At 72.9% G+C, this 21779-nt stretch carries 20 protein-coding genes and 1 pseudogene; 10 read left to right on the top strand and 11 right to left on the bottom strand.

Annotated elements, in window-relative coordinates; genetic code table 11:
• Positions 1 to 25: 25 nt before the first annotated feature.
• Positions 26 to 1177 carry a lipid-transfer protein gene (locus ACIQZO_RS12960; RefSeq protein ID WP_403624437.1) on the bottom strand — a complete coding sequence of 384 codons (1152 nt, stop codon included), beginning with the start codon at positions 1175 to 1177 and terminating at the stop codon, positions 26 to 28.
• A gap of 95 nt (positions 1178 to 1272) precedes the next feature.
• Between ACIQZO_RS12960 and ACIQZO_RS12955 the strand changes: the two genes are divergently transcribed.
• A complete protein-coding gene (locus tag ACIQZO_RS12955; RefSeq protein ID WP_403624434.1) occupies positions 1273 to 2943 on the top strand; it encodes a FadD3 family acyl-CoA ligase in 1671 nt (556 codons plus the stop codon).
• A 29-nt stretch (positions 2944 to 2972) separates the two neighbouring features.
• On the opposite strand, the gene ACIQZO_RS12950 is transcribed toward ACIQZO_RS12955, so the two are convergent.
• The 4 genes from ACIQZO_RS12950 to ACIQZO_RS12935 all read right to left on the bottom strand — a co-directional run bounded on the left by ACIQZO_RS12950 (position 2973) and on the right by ACIQZO_RS12935 (position 8470).
• Positions 2973 to 3809: a hypothetical protein gene (locus ACIQZO_RS12950; RefSeq protein ID WP_403624431.1), complete on the bottom strand. Its 837-nt coding sequence runs from the start codon at positions 3807 to 3809 to the stop codon at positions 2973 to 2975.
• A 116-nt stretch (positions 3810 to 3925) separates the two neighbouring features.
• Entirely contained in the window at positions 3926 to 4657 is a 732-nt protein-coding gene (locus ACIQZO_RS12945; RefSeq protein WP_403624427.1) for a class I SAM-dependent methyltransferase, read from the bottom strand.
• A 146-nt stretch (positions 4658 to 4803) separates the two neighbouring features.
• Entirely contained in the window at positions 4804 to 4995 is a 192-nt protein-coding gene (locus ACIQZO_RS12940; protein ID WP_403624424.1) for a hypothetical protein, read from the bottom strand.
• A 178-nt stretch (positions 4996 to 5173) separates the two neighbouring features.
• Positions 5174 to 8470 carry a BTAD domain-containing putative transcriptional regulator gene (locus ACIQZO_RS12935; protein WP_403624421.1) on the bottom strand — a complete coding sequence of 1099 codons (3297 nt, stop codon included), beginning with the start codon at positions 8468 to 8470 and terminating at the stop codon, positions 5174 to 5176.
• A 131-nt stretch (positions 8471 to 8601) separates the two neighbouring features.
• Here ACIQZO_RS12935 and ACIQZO_RS12930 point away from each other — a divergent pair, with 131 nt between their 5' ends.
• Positions 8602 to 9828, top strand: a complete 1227-nt coding sequence (locus tag ACIQZO_RS12930; protein WP_403624418.1) for an amidohydrolase family protein — start codon at positions 8602 to 8604, stop codon at positions 9826 to 9828.
• 45 nt (positions 9829 to 9873) lie between these two features.
• Here ACIQZO_RS12930 and ACIQZO_RS12925 read toward each other — a convergent pair whose 3' ends face one another.
• Entirely contained in the window at positions 9874 to 11142 is a 1269-nt protein-coding gene (locus tag ACIQZO_RS12925; RefSeq protein ID WP_403624416.1) for an MFS transporter, read from the bottom strand.
• Positions 11143 to 11336: 194 nt separating this feature from the next.
• Between ACIQZO_RS12925 and ACIQZO_RS12920 the strand changes: the two genes are divergently transcribed.
• Complete coding sequence (locus tag ACIQZO_RS12920; protein ID WP_403624413.1) at positions 11337 to 11837, top strand: GNAT family N-acetyltransferase; 501 nt, start codon at positions 11337 to 11339, stop codon at positions 11835 to 11837.
• An 84-nt stretch (positions 11838 to 11921) separates the two neighbouring features.
• The gene (locus ACIQZO_RS12915; protein WP_403624410.1) at positions 11922 to 12797 is read left to right on the top strand and encodes a trypsin-like peptidase domain-containing protein; all 876 of its coding nucleotides are present in this window, start codon (positions 11922 to 11924) and stop codon (positions 12795 to 12797) included.
• Here the strand turns inward: ACIQZO_RS12915 and ACIQZO_RS12910 are convergent.
• The 4 genes from ACIQZO_RS12910 to ACIQZO_RS12895 all read right to left on the bottom strand — a co-directional run bounded on the left by ACIQZO_RS12910 (position 12794) and on the right by ACIQZO_RS12895 (position 15750).
• Positions 12794 to 13237: an NUDIX hydrolase gene (locus ACIQZO_RS12910; protein ID WP_403624408.1), complete on the bottom strand. Its 444-nt coding sequence runs from the start codon at positions 13235 to 13237 to the stop codon at positions 12794 to 12796. The two genes, ACIQZO_RS12915 and ACIQZO_RS12910, sit on opposite strands and share 4 nt — an antisense overlap.
• Positions 13238 to 13331: 94 nt before the next feature.
• The gene (locus ACIQZO_RS12905; RefSeq protein ID WP_403624405.1) at positions 13332 to 14558 is read right to left on the bottom strand and encodes an ABC transporter permease; all 1227 of its coding nucleotides are present in this window, start codon (positions 14556 to 14558) and stop codon (positions 13332 to 13334) included.
• Complete coding sequence (locus ACIQZO_RS12900; RefSeq protein WP_403624402.1) at positions 14555 to 15283, bottom strand: ABC transporter ATP-binding protein; 729 nt, start codon at positions 15281 to 15283, stop codon at positions 14555 to 14557. Before ACIQZO_RS12900 ends, ACIQZO_RS12905 begins: the two co-directional genes overlap by 4 nt.
• Before the next feature lie 17 nt (positions 15284 to 15300).
• Positions 15301 to 15750, bottom strand: a complete 450-nt coding sequence (locus ACIQZO_RS12895; protein ID WP_403624399.1) for a hypothetical protein — start codon at positions 15748 to 15750, stop codon at positions 15301 to 15303.
• A 90-nt stretch (positions 15751 to 15840) separates the two neighbouring features.
• Between ACIQZO_RS12895 and ACIQZO_RS12890 the strand changes: the two are divergent.
• The 3 genes and pseudogenes from ACIQZO_RS12890 to ACIQZO_RS12880 all read left to right on the top strand — a co-directional run.
• Positions 15841 to 16125: pseudogene (locus ACIQZO_RS12890) on the top strand (response regulator); the annotation flags it as partial.
• A 125-nt stretch (positions 16126 to 16250) separates the two neighbouring features.
• A complete protein-coding gene (locus ACIQZO_RS12885; protein WP_403624396.1) occupies positions 16251 to 17144 on the top strand; it encodes an ATP-binding protein in 894 nt (297 codons plus the stop codon).
• Positions 17145 to 17185: 41 nt separating this feature from the next.
• The gene (locus tag ACIQZO_RS12880; RefSeq protein ID WP_403624393.1) at positions 17186 to 18016 is read left to right on the top strand and encodes a L,D-transpeptidase family protein; all 831 of its coding nucleotides are present in this window, start codon (positions 17186 to 17188) and stop codon (positions 18014 to 18016) included.
• On the opposite strand, the gene ACIQZO_RS12875 is transcribed toward ACIQZO_RS12880, so the two are convergent.
• The gene (locus tag ACIQZO_RS12875) at positions 17988 to 18617 is read right to left on the bottom strand and encodes a hypothetical protein (RefSeq protein WP_403625016.1); all 630 of its coding nucleotides are present in this window, start codon (positions 18615 to 18617) and stop codon (positions 17988 to 17990) included. The genes ACIQZO_RS12880 and ACIQZO_RS12875 overlap by 29 nt on opposite strands.
• Positions 18618 to 18785: 168 nt before the next feature.
• On the opposite strand from ACIQZO_RS12875, the gene ACIQZO_RS12870 reads away from it, so the two are divergent.
• The 3 genes from ACIQZO_RS12870 to ACIQZO_RS12860 all read left to right on the top strand — a co-directional run bounded on the left by ACIQZO_RS12870 (position 18786) and on the right by ACIQZO_RS12860 (position 21749).
• The gene (locus ACIQZO_RS12870; RefSeq protein ID WP_403624390.1) at positions 18786 to 19733 is read left to right on the top strand and encodes an LLM class F420-dependent oxidoreductase; all 948 of its coding nucleotides are present in this window, start codon (positions 18786 to 18788) and stop codon (positions 19731 to 19733) included.
• Positions 19734 to 19746: 13 nt separating this feature from the next.
• Positions 19747 to 20532 carry an SDR family NAD(P)-dependent oxidoreductase gene (locus tag ACIQZO_RS12865; protein WP_403624387.1) on the top strand — a complete coding sequence of 262 codons (786 nt, stop codon included), beginning with the start codon at positions 19747 to 19749 and terminating at the stop codon, positions 20530 to 20532.
• Positions 20533 to 20627: 95 nt separating this feature from the next.
• A complete protein-coding gene (locus ACIQZO_RS12860; protein WP_403624384.1) occupies positions 20628 to 21749 on the top strand; it encodes an LLM class flavin-dependent oxidoreductase in 1122 nt (373 codons plus the stop codon).
• Positions 21750 to 21779 lie beyond the last annotated feature (30 nt).

The raw sequence follows: 21779 nt of genomic DNA, 5'->3' as shown, positions 1-21779 counted from the left end.
GCGGCGGAGGTGGTGGTCATCGGGGTCAGCTCCTCAGCAGGATCGCGGACGTCGGGACTCCCTCGCCCGCCGTCACCAGGCAGGTCGCGGCGTCGGGGACCTGGGCGGTGGAGACGCCGCGCAGCTGCTTGACGCCCTCGTTGATCAGGTTGAAGCCGTGCACGTACGCCTCGGACAGGCCGCCGCCCCCGGTGTTGATGGGCAGCCGGCCGCCCATCTCCAGGGCGCCGCCCTCGGTGAATGCGGCGCCCTCGCCGCGTCCACAGAAGCCGTAGCCCTCCAGCGAGAGCGGGATCAGCGGGGTGAAGGCGTCGTAGATCTGGGCGACGTCCACGTCCTGGGGCCCGAAGTCGGCCTGCTTCCACAGGTGGCGGGCGGCGGTCCAGGCGGGGCCGGACAGTGGGTCGTCGTTCCAGTAGTTGACCATGCCGTGGTGCTGGGCGGGCAGGCCCTGGGCGACGGAGTGGACGTAGACGGGCTTCTGGCGGCAGTCGCGGGCCCGCTCGGCGGAGACGATCACACAGGCGAGCGCCCCGTCGGTCTCCAGGCAGTTGTCGAAGAGACAGAGCGGGTCGCTGATCATGCGGGAGGTCATGTACATCTCGCGGGTCAGCGGGCGCTCGTACATCATCGCGGCCGGGTTGGCGTTGGCCCGGTTGCGGCAGGCCATGGCGACGTTGAAGAGGTGGTCGCGGGTGGCGCCGTACTCGTGCATGTAGCGGCGGGCGAGCATGCCGATCTCGTCGGCGGGGCGCAGCAGGCCGAAGGGCCTGGTCCACTGGCCGGGGGTGGGCAGCTGGACGGCGGTGTTCTTCCAGGGGCGGGGGCCCGAGCCGCGCTTGCGGGAGCGCCAGGCGATGCCGACGGTGGCCTGGCCGGTGGCGACGGCGGAGGCGAGGTGGCCGACGGTGGCGCAGGAACCGCCGCCGCCGTAGCCGATCTTGGAGAAGAAGGTGACGTCGCCGGCGCCGATGGCCTTGGCCACCTCGACCTCGTCGGTCTCCTCCATGGTGTAGGAGGCGAAGGCGTCGACCTCGGACGGCTCGATGCCGGCGTCGGCGAGGGCCGCCAGGATGGCCCGGCAGGCCAGTTCCTTTTCGGACTGCGGCAGTTGTTTGGCAAAGGCGGTCTGCCCGATGCCGACTATCGCCGTCGCGTCCTTGAGCGTTGCCGCCATCGCCACCTCCGGGGTGCGCCAGTACTGACAGCCGCGAAGGCTACAGCTAATCTGACGGATAGTCAGCTACTGGGTCTGCGGGAAGGTGGCACGCAATGGGCGACGACGGGCGCGACGACCGGCACGAGGGCGTACGCGGGGACCTGCGCCGGGACCGGCACGAGGACGTACGCGGAGACCTGCGCTGGGGCAGCATCGCCGGGCTCGTCCGGTCGGCTGCGGCACGGTACGCCGACCGCGAGGCGGTCGTCGACGGCCGCGCCCGCATCAGTTACACGCAGCTCGGCGAACGCGTCGAGCGGGCGGCCGCCGCCTGCATCGCCGCCGGGATCGAGCCCGGCGACCGGGTCGCCGTCTGGGCCCCCAACACCCTGGAGTGGATCGTCTCCGCCCTCGGCGCCGTCTCCGCAGGCGCGGTGCTCGTCCCCCTCAACACCCGTTTCAAGGGCGCGGAGGCCGCGTACGTCCTGGAGCGCAGCCGGGCCCGGCTGCTCTTCGTCACCGGCACCTTCCTCGGCACCTCCTACGTCGCCTCACTGCGCCGAGCCGCCGCCGAGGGCCCCGGCAGCGGCCCGCTGCCCGGGCTCCCGCACCTGGAGCAGGTGGTCGTCCTCTCCGACGACGCTCCCGACTCCTTCCGCACGTGGAAGGACTTCCTCACGGGCGGGGACGGCATACCGGCCGCCGCGGTCCGCGAACGCGCCGGGGCCATCCGCCCCGAGGACCCCTCCGACATCGTCTTCACCTCCGGCACCACCGGCAGCCCCAAGGGCGCCGTCATCACCCACGCCCAGTCCCTGCGCTGCTACGACGTGTGGAGCGAGCTCGCCGGACTGCGCGAGGGCGACCGCTACCTGATCGTGAACCCCTTCTTCCACACCTTCGGCTACAAGGCCGGGATCATCGCCTGCCTGATGCGCGGGGCCACGATGGTCCCGCAGTCCGTGTTCAACGTGGACACCGTCCTCGCGAACGTGGCCGCCGAGCGGATCTCCGTACTCCCCGGGCCGCCCACCCTCCACCAGTCGCTCCTCGACCACCCCCAGCGCGCCCACCACGACCTCTCCGCCCTGCGCCTGGTCGTCACCGGCGCGGCCGTGGTCCCGCTCCGGCTCGTCGAGCGGCTGCGCGGCGAACTGCACATCGCGACCGTCCTCACTGCGTACGGACTCTCGGAGGCCAGCGGGATCGTCACCATGTGCCGCTGCGGCGACCCCGCGCGGACCGTCTCCTCCACCTCAGGCCGGGCCGTCCCCGACACGGAGGTGGAGATCCGGGACGCGGACGGGCGCCGGCAGCCGGCCGGCCGGGCGGGCGAGATCGTGGTCCGCGGCTACCACGTCATGCAGGGCTACTTCGAGGACCCCGAGGAGACCGCCCGGGCGATCACCCCGGAGGGCTGGCTGCACACCGGCGACGTGGGGGTCCTGGACGAGGACGGGAACCTGCGCATCACCGACCGGATCAAGGACATGTTCATCGTCGGCGGCTTCAACGCCTACCCCGCCGAGATCGAGCAACTCCTCGGCCTCCACCCGGACATCGCCGACGTCGCGGTGGTCGGCATCCCGGACCCCCGCCTGGGCGAGGTCGGCAAGGCCTACGCGGTCCGCCGCCCCGGCTCCACCCTGACCGCCGACGACCTGATCGCCTGGTCCCGCCGCGAGATGGCCAACTACAAGGTCCCGCGCGCGGTGGAGTTCGTGACGGAACTCCCCCGCAACGCGAGCGGCAAGATCCTCAAGCGCGAGCTGCGCGTCCACTGAGCCCGGGCGCCCACCTGGGCCGGCCCTGCTCAGCGGGCGTACGAGCCGATGCCGACCAGGCAGTACACGTACTGGTTGAGGACGGTGGAGCCGCGCATGTAGCGGTAGGAGAAGGCGTACTGGGTCTTGGGGTTGCCGTTGCAGCTGTCCAGGTCCGCGGTGCCGGGATTGCTCTCGATCACCCGGTAGTGCGCGTCGGACGCGGAGCAGGGCACCTCCGAGACACCGCTGACGCTGCGCGGCGTCGTCGAGTCGGGCAGCTGTCCGTTGAGGCAGGTGCCCCGGTCGAACGGGCTGGGCTCGGGGCTCGGCTCGGCGACCGCCTCGGGACTGTACGGGGTGGCGGCGGCGGGGGCCGACGACCCGGACGAGGGGGAGTCGTCAGGGGAGTCGGAGTCGGAGTCGAAGGGGGAGGGCGAGGGCGTCCAGGAGGATGACCAGGTGGGCGTGGCCTCGGCGGAGGTCTTGCCGTCACGGCCGTCGTCGTCGCCGTCGCTCAGCAGGAAGAAGCCGAGGACCAGCGCTGCGGCGACGGCGAGCGCCACCAGGCAGCCGCGCCCGCCGCCCGCCTGCGCGGGCCGTGCGGCCTGCGCAGGCTGCGTCGCGCCCGCCCCGGCCGGGACGGCGGCCGTGGCCGCGGCCGGCGGCGTGACCCCGTCGGCCCCCGCGATCCAGGCCGCGCCCGCCCCGGTCACGTGGACGCGCAGCAGGACTTCCTCGGCGCCGACGCGGACCCGGACGAGATCGCCGTGCCGGCAGGACGGTATGCGCAGGCGGACCGTGCCGGTCGGCAGCTCCACGGGGAGGATCACACCGTAGGTCGCCTGCTGTGGGGTGAGCGTGATGAGCATTTCCTGTGACGACACCGGCTGCTCCATGGAGTGGGTTGGTGCGCAGGATCCCTGACGGTTCCTCACGGATTGTGCCCGGTGTCCCGATGGTGACGCAGCCGTTCCGCCAAGCCCCCGGCGGACGTGGAGTCTCAGGTGCGGCGGGCCAGGACCAGCCGCCAGTTCGGGGCGCCGTCGGGCTGCCGGCCGAAGTGCTCCAGCGCGGCGGTCTCCACCGTGAAGCCGGCCGCCTCGAGGTCCGTGCGGACTCCGCCCAGGGGGAAGGTCCGGTAGTACATGACGAACGGGGGACGCCACAGCGCGTTGCGGACCCGCATCGCCGCGTCGAAGCCCGTCGTCGCCCACCACAGCGGTGAGCCGAGCGGGAGCGGGGCGCCGATCGGGAAGGCGAGGACGCCGCCCTCGCGCAGTGCGGAGTGGATCCCGGAGAAGAGCGCGGGGCGTTCCGACGGGAGGAAGTGGCCGAAGGCGCCGAAACTGACCGCCAGGTCGTAGGTCTGCGCCAGGGCGGGCGGCAGGTCCCGCGCGTCGGCCCGTACGAAGTCCACGCGCTCGGCGTCCGCGCCGTACCGGCGCTCGGCCTGCGCCAGCATGCCCGCGCTGAGGTCGACGCCGGTCACCCGGCCCCGGCACAGCCGGCGCAGCATGTCGATCCCGGCGCCCGTTCCGCAGCACACGTCCAGACCGGCGTCGAAGCCGCCCTCGACCTGGGCGAGGGTCTCCTCGACGGCGTCGAGCATCCGGTCCGGGGTGCGGAAGGGGGTGTGATCGAACTTCGGCGCGAGGAGGTCGTAGCCCCGCTCCACCGAGGAGAGGCCCTGCACTGCCAGTTCGCGGACGCTCGGCCCGTGGGAGGAGAACACACCCCCAGACTATGCCGCCGCCGGGCTCCGGCCCGGGCGCACGCGTGCGGCGGTCGCGGTGGCTCCCCCTCCGGGCCACCGCGACCGCCGTTCCCCCGTACTCCCCCGTACTCCCCCGTGTGGGTCCCCCGTACGTCGTGCGCGTGCTACGGACGCGGGCCGGACGCGTGGTTGTCCAGCGTCTGGATCTCTTCGTCCGTGGTGGGGACGGCCGGAGCCGGAGCCGGCTCCTTCTCGAGCGGCTTGATCTCGATGCCCGAGGCGTGGTTGTCCAGGGTCTCGATATCGACGCCCGAGGCGTGATTGTCGAGCGGCTTGAGGTTCTCGTTCGTCGTCATCGGTTCTCCTGATGAATGGGTAGGGCTGGACCCGTTCGGCGATTCCCCCGATGACCGCCGAACGGGTAGTCCACCAACCGGCCCGAGCGCCCCCCCGAAGCGCCGGGTCGATGCACCTATCGTGTCGGAGCGCGATAAACGAACGATGAACGCCGCGTTCAACCGGCGTCCCCGTGCCTCAGGCCGCGATCTCCGCAGCCAACAGGGCCTGAACCTCACCCAGTTCGGCCGACCGCAGGTGGGTGAACACGCTCTCCGCGTCCCGCCAGCAGGCGCGCGCCCGGTCCGTCTGACCCAGCCGCCGCAGCGCCTTCCCGAGCACCGTCAGCACCGTCGCCCGCCGCCACTCCCCGCCGATGCCGCGCAGCGCGATGGCCTGCTCGGCGTGCGAGGCGGCCAGGGTGGGCCGGAGCGCCGCGAGGTGGGCCTCGGCGAGGCGGAAGTGCGTCACGCCCTCCCACAGCGGCTGACGGTTCTCGTGGAACAGCGACAGCGCCTCGGCGAGCTGCGCCAGCGCCTCGCCGAGCCGCCCCGCCTGGGTGAGGGCGATGCCCAGCGCGTAGCGGCCGTTGGCCAGGCGCAGGCTCAGCCCCATCCGGTCGTAGATGGCGATGCCCTGCTGGGCCAGGTCTATGGCGCTGGAGAGGTGGCCCAGTTCCACATGGATGCGGGAGAGGTTGCACAGGGCGCTGGCCTCGCCGACGTTGTTGCCGTCGGCGCGGAAGCACTTGATGGCCTCCAGCAGGTACCGCTCGCCGTCCGCGTGCCGGCCCTCGTAGAGGGCGATGATCCCGCGGTCGTTGGGCGCCCAGCACATGGGCAGCGGGTCGCCGGCCTCGCGCGCGAGCGCGGTGGCCCGGGCGGCTTCGTCGTCGGCCTCGGCGAAGCGGCCCGCGACCAGGTGGACGTTGGTGAGCGTGGTGCGGGCGCGGCCCTCGGCGTACGGGTCCTTCGCGGCCTGCCCCGCGTCGCGCACAGCGACCGCCGCAGACTCGTACTGCCGGGAGTTGGCCCCGGACTCGGCCAGGTCCTTCGCCGCCCACAGCAGGTCCACGGCACGGCGCAGGACCAGCGACTCGCCGCCCCGTGCGGCGGCCTGCCGTACGCACGCCAGCAGCGGGTCGGCCTCGGCGTACAGCCAGTCCAGGGCGGCCCGCGGCTCGGCGAAGACCAGCCCCGGGTAGTGGGTGTCGGACAGGTGCGCGGGCAGCCGGTCGCCGGGGCGTTCCAGGGCGTAGACCCCGGAGGCGGTGGCCAGGTAGAAGTCCAGCAGCCGGTCCAGGGCCGCCTCGCACCCGCTCGGCGGCTGCTCGTCACGCTCGGCGCACGCACGCGCGTAGAGGCGTACGAGGTCGTGGAAGCGGTAGCGGCCGGGAGCGGCGGATTCGAGCAGGGAGCAGTCGACTAAGGCCTCGAGGAGGTCCTCGGTGTCGTACTCGGGCAGGTCGAGCACGGCCGCCGCCGCCGAGAGCGAGATGTCGGGGCCGTCGGCGAGGCCGAGGAGACGGAAGGCGCGCTTCTGGGCGGGCTCCAGCTGGCCGTAGCCCAGCTCGAAGGTGGCCTTGACGGCGAGGTCGCCGGCCTGGAGCTCGTCGAGGCGGCGGCGTTCGTCGGCGAGCTTGGCGGCCAGGACGGAGACGGTCCAGGTGCGGCGGGCGGCGAGCCGGGAGGCGGCGATGCGGATGGCGAGCGGCAGGAAGCCGCAGGCGCCGACGACATCGAGGGCGGCCTGCCGTTCGGCGCGCACGCGCTCCTCGCCGACGATGCGGGTGAACAGCTGGAGGGCCTCCTCGGGGCTCATCACGTCGAGGTCGACGAGATGGGCCCCGGCGAGGCCCGCCATGCGGACCCGGCTGGTGACGAGGGCGGCGCAGCCGGCGGTGCCCGGCAGCAGCGGGCGGACCTGGGCGGCGTCGCGGGCGTTGTCGAGGAGGACCAGGACGCGGCGGCCGTCGAGGATGGAGCGGTAGAGCGCCGCGCGGTCGGCGGAGGAGTCGGGGATGGCCGTGTCGGGGGTGCCGAGGGCGCGCAGGAACGAGCCGAGGACGGCCTCCGGTTCGGCGGGGCGGGCCTCGGTGCCCTGGAGGTCGACGTAGAGCTGGCCGTCGGGGAAGTGCGGGCGGGCGGCGTGCGCCACGTGGACGGCCAGGGTGGTCTTGCCGACGCCGCCGATGCCGGCGAGCGCGGAGACGGCCATGATCTGGTCCAGGGCGCCGCCGGTCAGGATGGCGCCGAGTTCATTGACGAAGCTGGCACGGCCGGTGAAGTCGGGGACGGTCGCAGGCAATTGGGCGGGCCTCACGTGAACGGTCGCGGCGGCCGGGGCCGGGTCCTCCGCGCGGGCGAGATCGGCGTCGGCGTTGAGGATACGCTGCTGGAGAGCGGCCAGTTCGGGGCGCGGGTCGACGCCGAGCTCGTCCGCGAGGAGGCGGCGGGTGTCGGCGTAGACGGCGAGGGCCTCGGCCTGCCGGCCACTGCGGTAGAGGGCGAGCATCAGCAGCTCGCGCAGGCGTTCGCGCAGCGGGTGGGCGGCGGTCAGGGCGGTGAGTTCGGAGACGGCCTCGGCGTGCTGGCCGACCTCCAGGTCGAGGTCGAGCCGGGTCTCCAGCAGCTGGAGGCGCCATTCGGCGAGGCGGGTCCGCTCGGTCTCGGCGTGCGGACCGGGGATCCCGGCGAGGGGTTCGCCCTCCCAGAGGTCGAGGGCGCGGGCGAGCAGCGTACGGGCGAGGGCGCGGTCGCCGGCGGCGCGCGCCGCTTCGGCGTCGGCGGCGAGGCTGCGGGCGATGCCGAGGTCGAGGGTGGCGGCGGAGCGCAGCCTGATGGCGTAGCCGCCGGACTCGGTGACGAGCAGCCCGGGGGCGACGATTTTGCGCAGCCGGGAGGCGTACGTGCGGATGGTGGCGAGGGCTTGCTGCGGCGGGTCCTCGCCCCAGATGGCGTCGATGAGCTCGGGCGCGGTGGCGGTGCGGCCGTCGCGCAGCAGGAGTACGGCGAGCAGGGCGCGCTGCTGGGGGGTGCCGGAGGGCAGGACCTCGGCGCCGCGCCAGGCGCGGACGGGGCCGAGGACGGCGAAGCGGGACTCGCCGGCGCCGGCGTCCGCGGCGGTTTCCGCAGCGCTCGCGGCGGTGTCCGCGGCGGCTTCGGGGTTGGCGCGCTCGGCGGCCTCGGCGCGGGCGTCCGTCCCGGCCCGGGTGCTCGCCCTGGCCCCGCCGCTCGTCCCGCCGTTCGCCGCGGCACCCGCCGGAGCCGCGCCGGGCGCGGTGTCCGCGGCGGTCTCCGCCGTCCGCGGCGCGGACCCGGCGACGGCGTCGCCCGTTCCGGCCGGGACTGTCCCCTTGGCCTTCGGCCCCGCGGTGTCCGTCGCCGCCGTGCCTGCACCGGTTCCGGCCGTGGCGGTCCCGGCTCGGCGTGCGGCGGCGGCCGTAGGGGCCCCGGGGTGTTTCCGCGGGCTCGGGATGGCCGGTACGCCGTCCATCTGTCGTCCCCCTGCCTTCCGTCGGTGTATTGGTCAGTCTGCCCTGTCTCGCGCACACACGTCAGCCCGTCCTTGACCGATCACCGGCCAACCAGCTGACGGTTCGTCAGATCAGCGCTACCGTATGGGTCATGGAGACCTTCCCGAAGATCATCTCGGTGGACGACCACACGGTTGAGCCCCCCCACGTCTGGCGGGACCGGCTCCCGTCCAAGTACCGCGACATCGGCCCCCGCGTCGTCCGTGCCCCGCTGAAGGAAATGACCTTCCTCGGCGGCAAGTTCGCCCCCGTGATGGGGGCGCAGGGCGACGACGGCCCCATCGGCGACTGGTGGGTGTACGAGGACCTGCACCGGCCGCTCACCCGGCTCGACACGGCTGTCGGGTACGACCGCGACGAGATCAAACTGGAAGTCATCACCTACGAGCAGATGCGCCCCGGGTCCTTCTCGGTTCCCGATCGCCTCGCGGACATGGACGTCAACCACGTCCAGTCGGCCCTGTGCTTCCCCACCTTCCCCCGCTTCTGCGGCCAGACCTTCACCGAGGCCAAGGACCGCGAGCTGGGCCTCCTCGGCGTACGCGCCTACAACGACTGGATGGTGGAGGAGTGGTGCGGGCCGGACGCCCGCGGCCGGCTGATCCCCCTCACCCTGGTCCCGCTGTGGGACGCCCGCCTCGCCGCCGCCGAGGTCCGCCGCAACGCCGCGCGCGGCGTCCGCGCGGTCGCCTTCTCCGAGATACCCCCGCACCTGGGCCTCCCCTCCATCCACACGGACGAGTGGGACCCCTTCCTGGAGGCGTGCAACGAGACCGGCACGGTCATCGCCATGCACATCGGCTCCTCCTCCCGCATGCCGTCCACTTCGGCGGACGCCCCGCCCGCGGTCGGCTCCACCATCACCTTCGCCAACTGCTGCTTCTCGATGGTCGACTGGCTGATGAGCGGCAAGTTCGAGCGCTTCCCGAATCTGAAGATCATGTACGCGGAGGGCCAGATCGGCTGGATCCCGTACATCCTCGAGCGCGCCGACGTGGTCTGGGAGGAGAACCGGGGCTGGGGCGGCGTCGCGGACAAGGTGCTGCGCCCGCCGTCGGAGCTCTTCGCCGAGCACGTCTACGGCTGCTTCTTCGACGACGCCTTCGGCCTGAAGAACCTCGACTCGATCGGCGTCGCCAACGTCCTGTACGAGACGGACTACCCGCATTCCGACTCGACCTGGCCCAAGTCCCGCGAAGTCGGCGAGGCCCAGATGGGCCACCTGGCGCCGGACGTGGTGGACCGCATCGTGCGCGGCAACGCGATCGACCTGCTCGGGCTCACGGCGGACGGCCTGTGGGCGGGGCCGGGGGCCTGAGCCCGCGGCCGCGGGGCGTGCCCGGTCCCCTCCACCGGCCACGCCCTACCGCCACCTCCGCCCGCCCCGTACGCCGCCCCGTACGCCGCCCCGTACGCCGCCCCGCACGCCGGCCCGCGCCCCGGCCCCGAGCAGCAGCGCCGCCGTCAGTCCCGCCGCCGCCAGCAGCGGCAGCAGTACCCGTACGTCCACGAAAGCCACCAGCGCGGCCCCCAGTGCCAGGGCCGGCGCGTTCGGTACGAAGATCAGGGTGTTGGCCGTGGCCGCCGCGCGGCCCAGCACCGCGTTCGGGACCTCGCGCTGCACCGCCGTCAGCGCGGCGATCAGCACGCACGGCAGCCCCGCCCCGATGGCCGCGCTGCCCGCCAGGGCCGCCGCGTCGCAGGGCAGCGCCCGGGCTCCGGCGCCCAGTGCGAACAGGGCCGTGCCCGCGGCCGCGAACACCCGCTCCGGCACCCGCCGCAGCAGCGGGCCCGCCAGGAGCCCGCTCAGGACCGAGCCCGCGCCCTGCACCGCGTACAGCACCCCCACGTAGGCGGGGGAGTGACCCAGTACGTCATCGGCGACCGCGTAAATGACGGCGCCGTTCAGGCCGGCCAGGAACATCACGGCGGCGCCGGCCGGCACCAGCGCGCGCAGCGCGGGCGATGTCCACAGCTGCCGCCCGCCCTCCCGTACGCCCGCGAAACCCCCGGCCCCGCCCCCGTGCCGGTTCACGTCCGGCTCCGGGCGGTCCTCGCGCACCCGCAGCAGGGCGAAGATGCCCGCCGCCAGCGCGAAGGTCGCCGCGTCGAGCAGCGCCACCGAAGCCCCGCCGGCCCGGGCGAACAGGCCCGCGCCCACCAGTGGCGCGAGGAGTTTCATGCCCTCGTTGGCCGTCAGCCGCAGCCCGTTGAAATCCCCGAGGAGCCGGTGGTCGACGGCCTGCGGGATCAGGGCCGCCTCCGCCGCGTCGTGGACGCTCCCGCAGATCCCGTACACGAGCAGCACCACGAACAGCAGCCACACCCGGTCCGTCGAGTCCAGCAGGAGCAGGAGGGGCAGCAGCGCGGCCATCACGAGGCAGAGGGCCACCAGCAGCGGCCGCCGGGGCAGCCGGTCGGCGAGCGCCCCCAGTGCCGGGCCGGCCAGGACCGGGGCCCACAGGGCGGACACGGTCAGGGCGGCGAGCGCGTCCGACCCCGTCAGCGACTTCACCCAGACACCGGCGGCCAGCCACATCGCGCTCGTCCCGAAACCGGAGACCACCACCCCGGACAGGTAGAGCCGTGCGTTGCGGTCCCGCAGGACCTTTCCCGTTTCCCGATCGACCATCGGGTCAGCGTGCGGTCTGAGGCGGGGTGCGGACATCGGGCGGATGACCTATCGCGCGGCCCGTCACCGCCCCACCGCCCCACCGCCCCACCGCCCCACCGCCCCACCGCCCCACCGCCCGAGGGTGACGGGGCGCGCGGGGAGGCGGCGTATATTCCTGCGCCTCCCGTCCGGGCAGGACCTAGCATCGGGCCGTGTCCCGACTCCAGTTGCTGCGCTTCGACCATGCCCCGGCCCTGCTCGCGTTCGAGCGGGAGAACCGGGCCTACTTCGCCGCGTCGGTGCCGGACCGCGGGGACCGCTACTTCGCCGGCTTCGACGAGCGGCACGCCGCGCTGATGGCCGAGCAGGCCGCCGGGCTGTGCTTCTTCCACCTGCTGGTCGACGGCGACGGCGGCGGCGAGGTGGTGGGCCGGGTCAACCTCGTGGACGTGGCGGACGGTTCGGCCGAGCTCGGGTACCGGATCGCCGAGCGCGCCACGCGTCGGGGGCTGGCCACGGCCGCGGTCGAGGAGGCCTGCGGGCTGGCGTTCACGCGGTACGGACTGACCGCGCTGCGGGCGGTCACGACGCTCGACAACGCGGGCTCGCGCGCGGTGCTGGCCCGCACGGGGTTCGTACCCACCGGTGATGTCGATCTGGACGGCCGCCCGGGCCTGCGCTTTGTATGCAACCTGCCGGTCGCAACCGTGTGACGAGCGGGCCGGGAGCCGCCCGCGTTCTTGCACCCACCCCCGCCGCCGGGGCATGCTTCGCCAGGGTGAAGCGGAAGGATGATCATGCCGGTGGACAAGCGGACCGTCGTGACGGCGGTGCTGTGCGCGGTGGCGGCCCTGGGGGCTTCCGCCGTGGTGGCCAAGCTCGCGCCGCCGCCGGAGGGGGTCCCTCCCGTACGGGCGAAGGCCGCGCCGAGCGCGTCCCCGACCGGCCCGTCATCGCGATCGCAAGCGGCGAAGCCGCAGCTCTCGGCCCCGCCCGGAGCCACCCTGCCGCCGGCCGTCACGCCGCCGCCCGGAGGGCCCGCGGCCTTCACCGGCGCCCTGTTCACCGACGGCCTGAACAGTGACCACTTCTGCACGGCCACCGTGGTGAGCAGCCCCGGCCGGAACCTGATCATCACCGCCGGGCACTGCCTGCTCGAAGGGGACCAGACCGACGGCAGCGCCGTGTTCGCCCCCGCCTACGCCAACGGGGTCGCCCCGTACGGCACATGGAAGATCCAGCAGGTCTTCGAGGACGACCGCTGGGCGGAGGGCACGGACGACGACTACGACCTCGCCTTCGCCCGGCTCGCCCCGGACGACAAGGGCCGCGCCGTCGAGGACGTGACCGGCGCGGCCGTGCTCGACACCACCGGCCGCGCGGGCGAGGAGGTCACCGTGACCGGCTACCCGGCCGACCGCGGTGTTCCCCGTACCTGTACCGCGGTCGCCGTCCGCGAGAGCCCGACCCAGCAGCGCTTCGACTGCGCCGACTTCCCGGGCGGCACCAGCGGCAGCGCGTGGATCGCCCGCGACGGGAAGATCGTCGGCATCCTCACGGGCGGGGACACCGACGACGTGTCGACCAGCACGGTCCTCGGCGAATACGCGGCCTCCCTCTACGCCAAGGCCACCGGGAAGCCCGCGGATCGGCGCCCCCCGGCCGGCAGCTAGGCCAGCAGCCCCAGGTGGACCGGTTCCGCCGGGATGTCGGCCAGCAGGTCCGCCAGGCGCGGCGGCCACAGGGGTTCGCCCAGGGTGGCCAGGCGCTGCGGGGAGAGCCACTGCCAGTGGATGTCCGGGGCCTCCAGGACCGGCTCGCGGTGCGGGCCCGTGGTGACGTAGATGTGCTCGTGCTGGCGGACCGGGATCCCCTGGTGCGTGAAGTCGTGCTCCCAGGTGCAGAGCAGCCGTTCGGGCTCCAGGTCGGTCCAGCCGGTCTCCTCGCGCAGCTCGCGCCGCACACAGTCCTCGGGGCTCTCGCCGGGATCGATGCCGCCGCCCGGCGGTAGCCAGTGGATGCCCACCTCCACGTTGTCCTCCCGGAAGAGGAACACGGATCCGGTGGGGGACAGGATGACAACGCGCGCCGCGTGACGTGGAGTTCGCCTCATCGATTCAATGTACGCCGGTGATCGGATCCGGGGGATGGGCTTGCACCTGGCCTTTTACCGCTGTTTGCCCGGCCCGTCCCCCGGATCCGATGCCCTACGCCGCCGCCAGCGCCAGCGTCGGGGACAGCCGGGCCGCACGCACCGCCGGGTAGAGCCCGGCCAGGGTGCCGATCACCAGCGTGGACGCGAAGCCGCCGGTCACCGCCCAGAGCGGAACCACCCACGGCTGGTCGCCGGCCCGGGCGTAGACCGCCGTGGCCGCGCCGCCCAGGGCGATGCCCGCCAGGCCGCCGAGGCCGGACAGCAGCAGGGACTCCGTCACGAACTGGATCCGGATCTGGCCCTTCGTACCGCCCAGCGACCGCCGCAGGCCGATCTCGTGGCGCCGCTCCAGCACCGAAATGATCATCGTGTTGGCGACGCCGACCCCGCCCACCAGCAGCGCGATCCCGCCCAGCCCCAGCAGCAGCGTGCTGAACGCGCCCTTCGTGGCGGCCTTCGCCTGGAGCGCCGCCGAGGGGTCGCTGACCTGCACCGCGCTCGGGGTCTGCGGGTTGGCCGTCTGCGGGATCAGCTTGCGGACCGCCGCCACCCGGTCGTCCGCCGACCGCTCGTAGACGGCCGTCGGGTGACCGTCGAAGCCCAGCAGCTGCTCGGCCGCGTCCCACCCGATCAGCGCGGAGCGTTCGATCTCCGGAGCCAGCGGGATCGGTTCCAGGATGCCGATCACCGTGAAGTACCGGCCGCCGATGAAGACCTGCTGGCCCGGTTCGGTGATGCCGAGCCGGCGCGCGGAGACGTCGCCGAGCACCACCGAGGGGTAGCGGCCGGTGGCGGCGTTGAGCCAGGTGCCGCTCGCCGTCCGCGCGCGCAGGGTGCCCAGCAGGTCGTCCTTGGCCGCCTTGAGCACGATCCCGCCCGTTTCCCCCTTCGGGATGTTCTCCGACCGGCGTACGGATTCGGGAACGTCGCCGGTGGTGCCGAGCGACTCGACCCCCGAGATCCGGGAGATCATGCCGGGCGCGTCCTGGGGCAGCTTGGTGTCCTGCCCGCTGAACATGCCCTCGCCCGGCTTCGCGACCAGCATGTTCGTGCCGAGCCTGTCGAGCTCCCGCAGCAGCTTCGCCTGGCTGGAGGAGGAGATCCCGACCACCGCGATCATCGTCGCGATTCCGATGGCGATGCCCAGGGCGGACAGGAACACCCGCATCGGGCGTGAGCGCAGGCCCGCCGATCCGACGTGCAGGACGTCCCGCGGCGACAGCCTCGGCGGGGTCAGCCGCCGGGCCGACGTCCGCGTACGGGCCCTCGCGCGGCTCATGACGCCACCCCCGCCGGACTCCGCAGGTCCGCGACGATCTCCCCGTCGCGGATCCGCACCTGCCGCGGCAGGCTCGCCGCGATCTCCTGGTCGTGGGTGATGACCGCGATGGTGGCCCCGTCCCGGTTCAGCTCGCGCAGCAGCTCCATCACCGACTCCCCGGACGCCGTGTCCAGCGCGCCCGTCGGCTCGTCGGCCAGCAGCAGGTCCGGTGCGCACACGACCGCCCGGGCGATCGCCACGCGCTGTTTCTGTCCGCCCGACAGCTCGTGCGGCCGGTGGTCCATCCGGTCCCCGAGGCCCACCCGCTCCAGCGCCTGCGCCGCCCGGCGCAGCCGTTCGGACCGCGCGAGGCCGCTGTACAGCAGCCCCTCGGCGACGTTCGCCCGGGCGCTGATCCCGGGCACCAGGTGGAAGGACTGGAAGACGAAGCCGATGTGCCGGGAGCGCAGGGCCGACAGCGAGCGGTCCGAAAGGGCCGCGATGTCGTACCCGGCGATCCGTACGCCGCCCGCCGTCGGGCGGTCCAGGGTGCCGACGATGTGCAGCAGGGTGGACTTGCCGGATCCCGAAGGGCCGACGATGGCGAGGAGTTCCCCTGCGGTGACGGTCAGGTCGACCCCCCGCAGGGCCGCGACCCCGCCCGGGTACTCCTTGGCGACCCCGGTCAGCTCCACGACCGTGTCCGCGGGGGTCGCCGCAGGGTTCGTCGGATGTGCCGTCACAGGCGTCGTCGTGGCCGTCACAGCTTCGGGATCCCCACCCGCATGCCCTCCTTGAGGGCGTCGCCGGTCACCTCGACCCGGCCGTTGCCGAACATGCCCAGCGCGACCGGGACCTCGCGGGCCCGGCCGTCCTCCACGACCTGGACGCCGAAGCCGCCGCCCGCGAGTGCGAGCAGCGCGTTGACCGGTACGGAGAGCACGCCCTTGCGGGTCTCGCCGGTCAGGCCGACGGTCACGGGGGACTGGTCCGGGGCGTTCACCTCGGCCGGCTTGTCGAAGGTGACGGCGACCTCGACCTTGGCCTTCTTGTCGCCGCCACCGCCACCGCCACCGCCACCGCCGCCCGGGCCGCCCGCGCCGCCGCTGGACTCCTTCTTCCCCGCCGACGCGTCGTTCGCGCAGGCGGTGGCGAACAGGGTCAGCCCGGTGACGACCGCGGCCGTGGTCATGATCAGGGATCGCTTCATGGGCCCGAGCCTGCGGTGAAAGGGCCTTTCGCTTCTCTCTCGCACCCTGCTTACAACGGCGAAATACCGATCTCGGGTAAAGAGGACGCCATGCGCGTACTGGTGGTGGAGGACGAGGAATTCCTCCGGGAGATGATCGCCGAGGGGCTGCGCCGCGACGCGCTCGCCGTCGACGAGGCGAGCGACGGCCTGGAGGCCCTGCGGCGCCTGCGCCTGGGCGAGTACGACGTCCTCGTCCTGGACCGCGACCTGCCCGGTCTGCACGGCGACGAGGTCTGCCGGCAGGTCGTGCGCGAGCGGCTGCTGACCCGCGTCCTGATGCTGACCGCGTCCGGGACCGTACGGGACCGCGTCGAGGGCCTCGGGCTCGGCGCTGCGCCTGCGAACCGGCGAAGGCGCTGCCCACGGCCCGGCCCCTGACCGCCGAGCAGCTCAAGACCTACGCCTACACCCGCAACCTCTCGGACGCCGTCACCGACGCCACCCGGCACCGGCTGCTGATGTACTCCCTCCTCGCGCTCGCCGTCTTCGCCGTGCTGTCGATCTGGCTCGCCCGGTGGATGGCGGGCCGGGTGCTGCGCCCGGTCGGCGTCATCACCGAGACCGCGCGCCGGCTGTCCGGGGAGAACCTGGACGAGCGGATCTCCCTCGACGCCCCGCCCGGCGAGCTCAAGCAGCTGGCCGACACCTTCGACGCGATGCTGGGGCGGATGGAGCAGCTGGTCTCGGCGCAGCGCCGGTTCGCGGCGAACGCGGCGCACGAGCTGCGCACTCCGCTGGCCGTGCAGCGGGCGGCGGCCGAGATCGGGCTGGCGGGGGACCCGTCGCCGGAGAAGGTGGCCCGGATCCGGCACAAGCTGATCGGTGTCGCGGACTCCAGCGAGCACCTGATCGAGTCCCTGCTGCTGCTCGCCGTCTCGGAGCAGGGACTGGAGTCCACCGGTCCGGTGGACCTGGCGGCGCTCGCGGCCGCCGAGCTGGCGGCCTGCCCGCAGCAGGGGCTGACCGTCGTACGGACCCTCGCGCCGCTGACCGTGCAGGGCGACCCGACCCTGCTCGGGCACCTGCTGCGGAACCTGTTGGCCAATGCGGTCCGTCACAACCGCGCCGGCGGCCGGATCGCCGTGTCCACGTCCACCGACGGGGAACTGACGGTGTCGAACACCGGCCCCGTGATCGATCCGGCGGACGTGCCGGGGCTCCTGGAGCCGTTCCGCAGGCGCGCCGAACGGCAGCACACCGCGGGCGAGGGGGCCGGACTGGGGATGTCGATCGTGGCCTCGATCGCGCGGGCGCACGGGGCGCGGCTGGCGGCCGAGGCCAATCCGGCCCCGGAGGGCGGCCTCACCGTCCGTGTGCGCTTCCCGAGTTCCGACGGGGCGCGTACGTCGTAGCCAGCCGGGCTGCGAGGGCCTGCTGATGTACGGTCGCAGGAATGAGCAAGCACGTCCGAGCCCGCTCCCGCCCGTCCGGCAAGCCCCGTCCGGTTCGCCGGACCGGCCGGGTGGCCCTCGCTGCCGCCCTGGGCCTGGCGACGTTCACGGCCGGCTGGGTGTATGTGGAGCAGGACCAGGACAAGGCCGCCGCGGCGCGGCCGCAGGCCCGTGCGGACGCCCGTCCGCAGGCCGAGGACCGGGCCGCGCGCGACGCCGCGCGGGAGGCCGCCCGGCGTGCCGCGGAGCAGGGGCTGACCGGTGTCAGCGAGCAGACCCGCGCCCGGATCCCGGCCGAGTCCCGCCAGCTCATCCTGGTGACCGGCAGGGCGGTGGACTCCTCGGAGTCCACCGCCGCCTTCTACACGCGGCCCGCGGCCGGCGCCGACTGGGTCAAGACCGAGAGCTGGCCCGCCCGCAACGGTGCCAACGGCTGGTCGACCGAACGCGTGTACGGCGACCTGACCTCGCCGCAGGGCGTGTTCGCGCTCACCGACGCGGGCGGCCTGCTGGCGAAGCCGCCCGGCACCCGGTTCCCGTACGACCGGGACAACGGCTTCGTCGCGACCGGCCTCGGGGTGAACGGGGAGTCCCTGGTGGGCTCCTTCGACTACGTCGTCGCCATCGACTTCAACCGCAGGCCCGGTCGGTCCCCGCTGGACCCTGTCATGCCGGACGGTGAGGACAAGGGCGGCAACATCTGGCTCCACGTGGACCACGACGGCCCCTCGCAGGGCTGCGTCGGCATCCCGAAGGAGGCCATGAAGAAGGTCCTGGGGACCCTCGATCCTGCGGCGAGGCCGGTCATCGTGATGGGGCCGGAAGGCTTCTGACGCGGGCGGGGCGCGGCCGCAGCAGCAGCCCGATGTAGGCGAGGTCGAAGACGCTGCACAGGATCCCGAGCCCGAGGATGAACGGCGCGTCCTCGATGACGCCGAACAGCAGGGTCGGGGCGAGCGTCCCCAGCCACTTGGCGACGGCGATGGTCAGGGACTGGCCGTGCGGCCCCTGCCGGGCGGTGTACAGGGCGATGAACAGCCCGGACATCAGCAGGTTCTGCAGGAAGGCCGAGTAACGGGTCGCGTCGTGCATCCCGAAGTGCGCCAGGAAAAGCCACTGCACGGCGAATCCCGTACCGAAGACCATGACCGACCAGGCGGCGAAGAGCGGCCGGGTCACGAGGTCCGGCAGTTCGGCCCGCCCGAAGCGCAGGTAGGTGTAGACGATCACGAGGTCGGCCACCGCCCACACCACGTTGACCACGCCCTGCGCGGAGACGCCGACCGAGAACTCGCGGACCGCGTAGGTCGCCTCCCAGGCGAAGTTGAGCGCGAGCGCGGCGACCGGCATCGCGTACGTCCGGTCCCGCAGCCCGACGCGGATCGCCTCCACGTAGACGACCGTCCAGGCGATCCCGCTGACCAGCGTGAGCATCAGATCCACGCGCGCACCTTAAGGGTGTTCCGCCGCTCGGGCCAGGGTCGCGTCGTGCCCCGTGTTCGGCCGGGGTGTGTCGCACCCCTTGTCTGACGGTTCGTCAGCTACGACGATGGCCCGGCACCGATATGACGAATCGGCAGACGAAGGCGAGGCGGGCCCGCCATGGCGCGCGTATTTCCGGAAGGTCGGCTGGTCCACGGGATGCAGCTCCCGATCCAGTCGCAGAGCACCATCTACGCCGAACCCTGGGAGGCCTCGGCCACGGCCCGCGATCTCGCCGAGATCGCGCGGGCCGCCGACCGGTCCGGCTTCGGGTACCTGGCCACCTGCGACCACGTGGCCATCCCGCGGCGACTGGCCGGACCCATGAGCACCGTCTGGTACGACCCGGTGGCGACCCTGTCCTTCCTGGCCGGCGTCACCGAGCAGGTACGCCTGTTGAGCCACGTCGCGATCCTGGGCCTGCGCCACCCGCTGATCAGCGCCAAGCAGTACGCCACCCTCGACCACCTCTCCGGCGGCCGGCTGATCCTCGGGGTGGGCGCCGGGCACGTGCAGGAGGAGTTCGAGATCCTCGGCGTGGACTTCGCGCGCCGCGGGGCCGTCCTCGACGAGACCCTGGACGCGCTGCGGGTGGCGCTGGGGCCCGAGGAGTACCCGGAGTTCGAGGGCGAGCTGTTCTCGTTCAAGGACCTCGGCCAGCTGCCGCGGCCCGCGCAGGAGCGGATCCCCGTCTGGGTCGGCGGCTCCTCGCCCGCCGCCGTACGCCGCGCCGCCGTCCGCGGGGACGGCTGGCTGCCGCAGGGCGACCCGCGCGAGGAGCTCCCGCGGCAGATCGCCCGGATCAGGGAGCTCCGCGAGGCGGCGGGGGTCACCGATCCCATCGAGTTCGGCGCGATCACCGAGGCGCTGTACGTCGGCGAGCCCGGCTGGGACACCGGCCGCCGCGCCCTGACCGGCAAGGCGGAGGCGCTCGCGGAGTCCCTGAGGGAGTACCGGGCGCTCGGCGTGGACCAGATCCAGGTCCGCTTCCGCAGCCGCGACCGCGCCGAACTCGTCGACCAGATCACCGCTTTCGGGGCCGAGGTGGCCCCCCTCCTCAATGACTAGGGGCTGACCGACCATGGGCAAGCTGGACGGGCGTGTCGTCATCATCACGGGCGCGGCACGCGGCCAGGGCGAGCAGGAGGCCCGGCTCTTCGCCGCCGAGGGTGCGCGGGTGCTCCTCGGTGACGTGCTGGACGAGCAGGGCGCGGCGGTGGCCAAGGACATCGGCGAGGACCGGGCCCGGTACGTACGGATGGACGTGAGCAGCGAGGAGGACTGGGCGGCGGCGATCGCCGCGGCGAAGGAGACTTTCGGCCCGATCGACGGCCTGGTCAACAACGCGGGCATCCTGCGTTTCAACGAGCTGACCGCGACCCCGCTGGAGGAGTTCCAGCAGGTGGTCCAGGTCAACCAGGTGGGCGCCTTCCTCGGGATCAAGACGGTGGCCCCCGAGATCGAGGCGGCCGGCGGCGGCACCATCGTCAACACCTCCTCGTACACGGGCCTGACGGGCATGGCCTACGTCGGCACCTACGCCGCCACCAAGGCGGCGATCCTCGGCCTGACCCGGGTGGCCGCGCTGGAGCTGGCCGGCAAGGGCATCCGGGTCAACGCGATGTGCCCGGGCGCCGTGGACACCCCGATGGCCAACCCGGGACTGCTGGACCCGGCGAACCTGACCGACGAGGCCAGGGAGGCGATGGCGGAGCTCTACAAGCGGGTGGTGCCGATGGGGCGGGTGGGGCAGCCGGAGGAGATCGCGAAGCTGGCGCTCTTCCTGACGGGCGAGGACTCCTCGTACATCACCGGCCAGCCGTTCGTGATCGACGGCGGCTGGATGGCGGGCGTCAGCATTCTCTGATGGGGCGTCAGGTATTGACGCTCCCACCCTGGCGATGGAACAGTCGAGACATCAGATCTGACGGAACGTCAGAAACCAAAGGACGGTGAACCCCCTTGGAATTCGGGCTCTTTGTGCAGGGATACGTGCCTGAGGCGCGATCCAAGGTCGACCCCGAGGCAGAGCACAAGGCGCTGATCGAGGAGACCGAGTACGTCATACAGGCGGACAAGTCCGGCTTCAAGTACGCCTGGGCGTCCGAGCACCACTTCCTGGAGGAGTACTCGCACCTGTCGGCGAACGAGGTGTTCCTCGGGTACCTCGCCCACGCCACCGAGCGCATCCACCTCGGCTCCGGCATCTTCAACCCGCTCGCCCCGGTGAACCACCCGGTCAAGGTGGCCGAGAAGGTCGCCATGCTCGACCACCTCTCCAAGGGCCGCTTCGAGTTCGGCACCGGCCGCGGCGCCGGCAGCCACGAGATCCTCGGCTTCCTGCCGGGCATCGAGGACATGAACGCCACCAAGGAGATCTGGGAGGAGACCATCGCGGAGTTCCCCAAGATGTTCCTCCAGGAGGAGTACGAGGGGTTCCAGGGCAAGCACTGGTCGCTCCCGCCGCGGAAGATCTTCCCCAAGCCGTACGGCAAGGCCCACCCGGCCATGTGGTACGCCGCCGGATCGCCCTCCTCGTACGCCATGGCGGCCAAGAAGGGCCTCGGCGTGCTGGGCTTCAGCGTGCAGAAGGTCTCCGACATGGAGTGGGTCCTCGACCAGTACAAGACGGCCATCCGGGAGGCGAAGGCCATCGGCGCCTTCGTCAACGACAACGTCATGGTCACCTCGACCGCGATCTGCGCCGAGACCCACGACAAGGCCGTCGAGATCGCCGTCAACGCCAACATGAACCGCTTCCAGTCGCTGGTCTTCCGCTACCACGACACCTTCCCGCGGCCCGAGGCGATCCCGGAGTGGCCCGAGACGCTGCCGGAGTACAACGCGGAGATCATCGAGCTGCTGATCGCCGAGGAACTGCTGATCTGCGGCGACCCGTCGGAGGTCCGTGCCCAGTGCAAGCGCTGGGAGCAGGCGGGGGCGGACCAGCTGTCCTTCGGCCTGCCGACCGGTGTCTCGCCCGAGGACACGATGACGACGATCAAGCTGATCGGCGAACACGTGATCCCCCACATCGACACGGACCCGGTCCACCGCACGACCCGCTTCCGCCAGTCCGCGTAGCGCGGAGCCCAGTACGGGGACGGCGTCTTC

The organism is Streptomyces sp. NPDC097617, from assembly GCF_044761485.1.
Lineage (GTDB): Bacteria > Actinomycetota > Actinomycetes > Streptomycetales > Streptomycetaceae > Streptomyces.
This window is presented reverse-complemented; position numbering and strand designations above follow the sequence as displayed.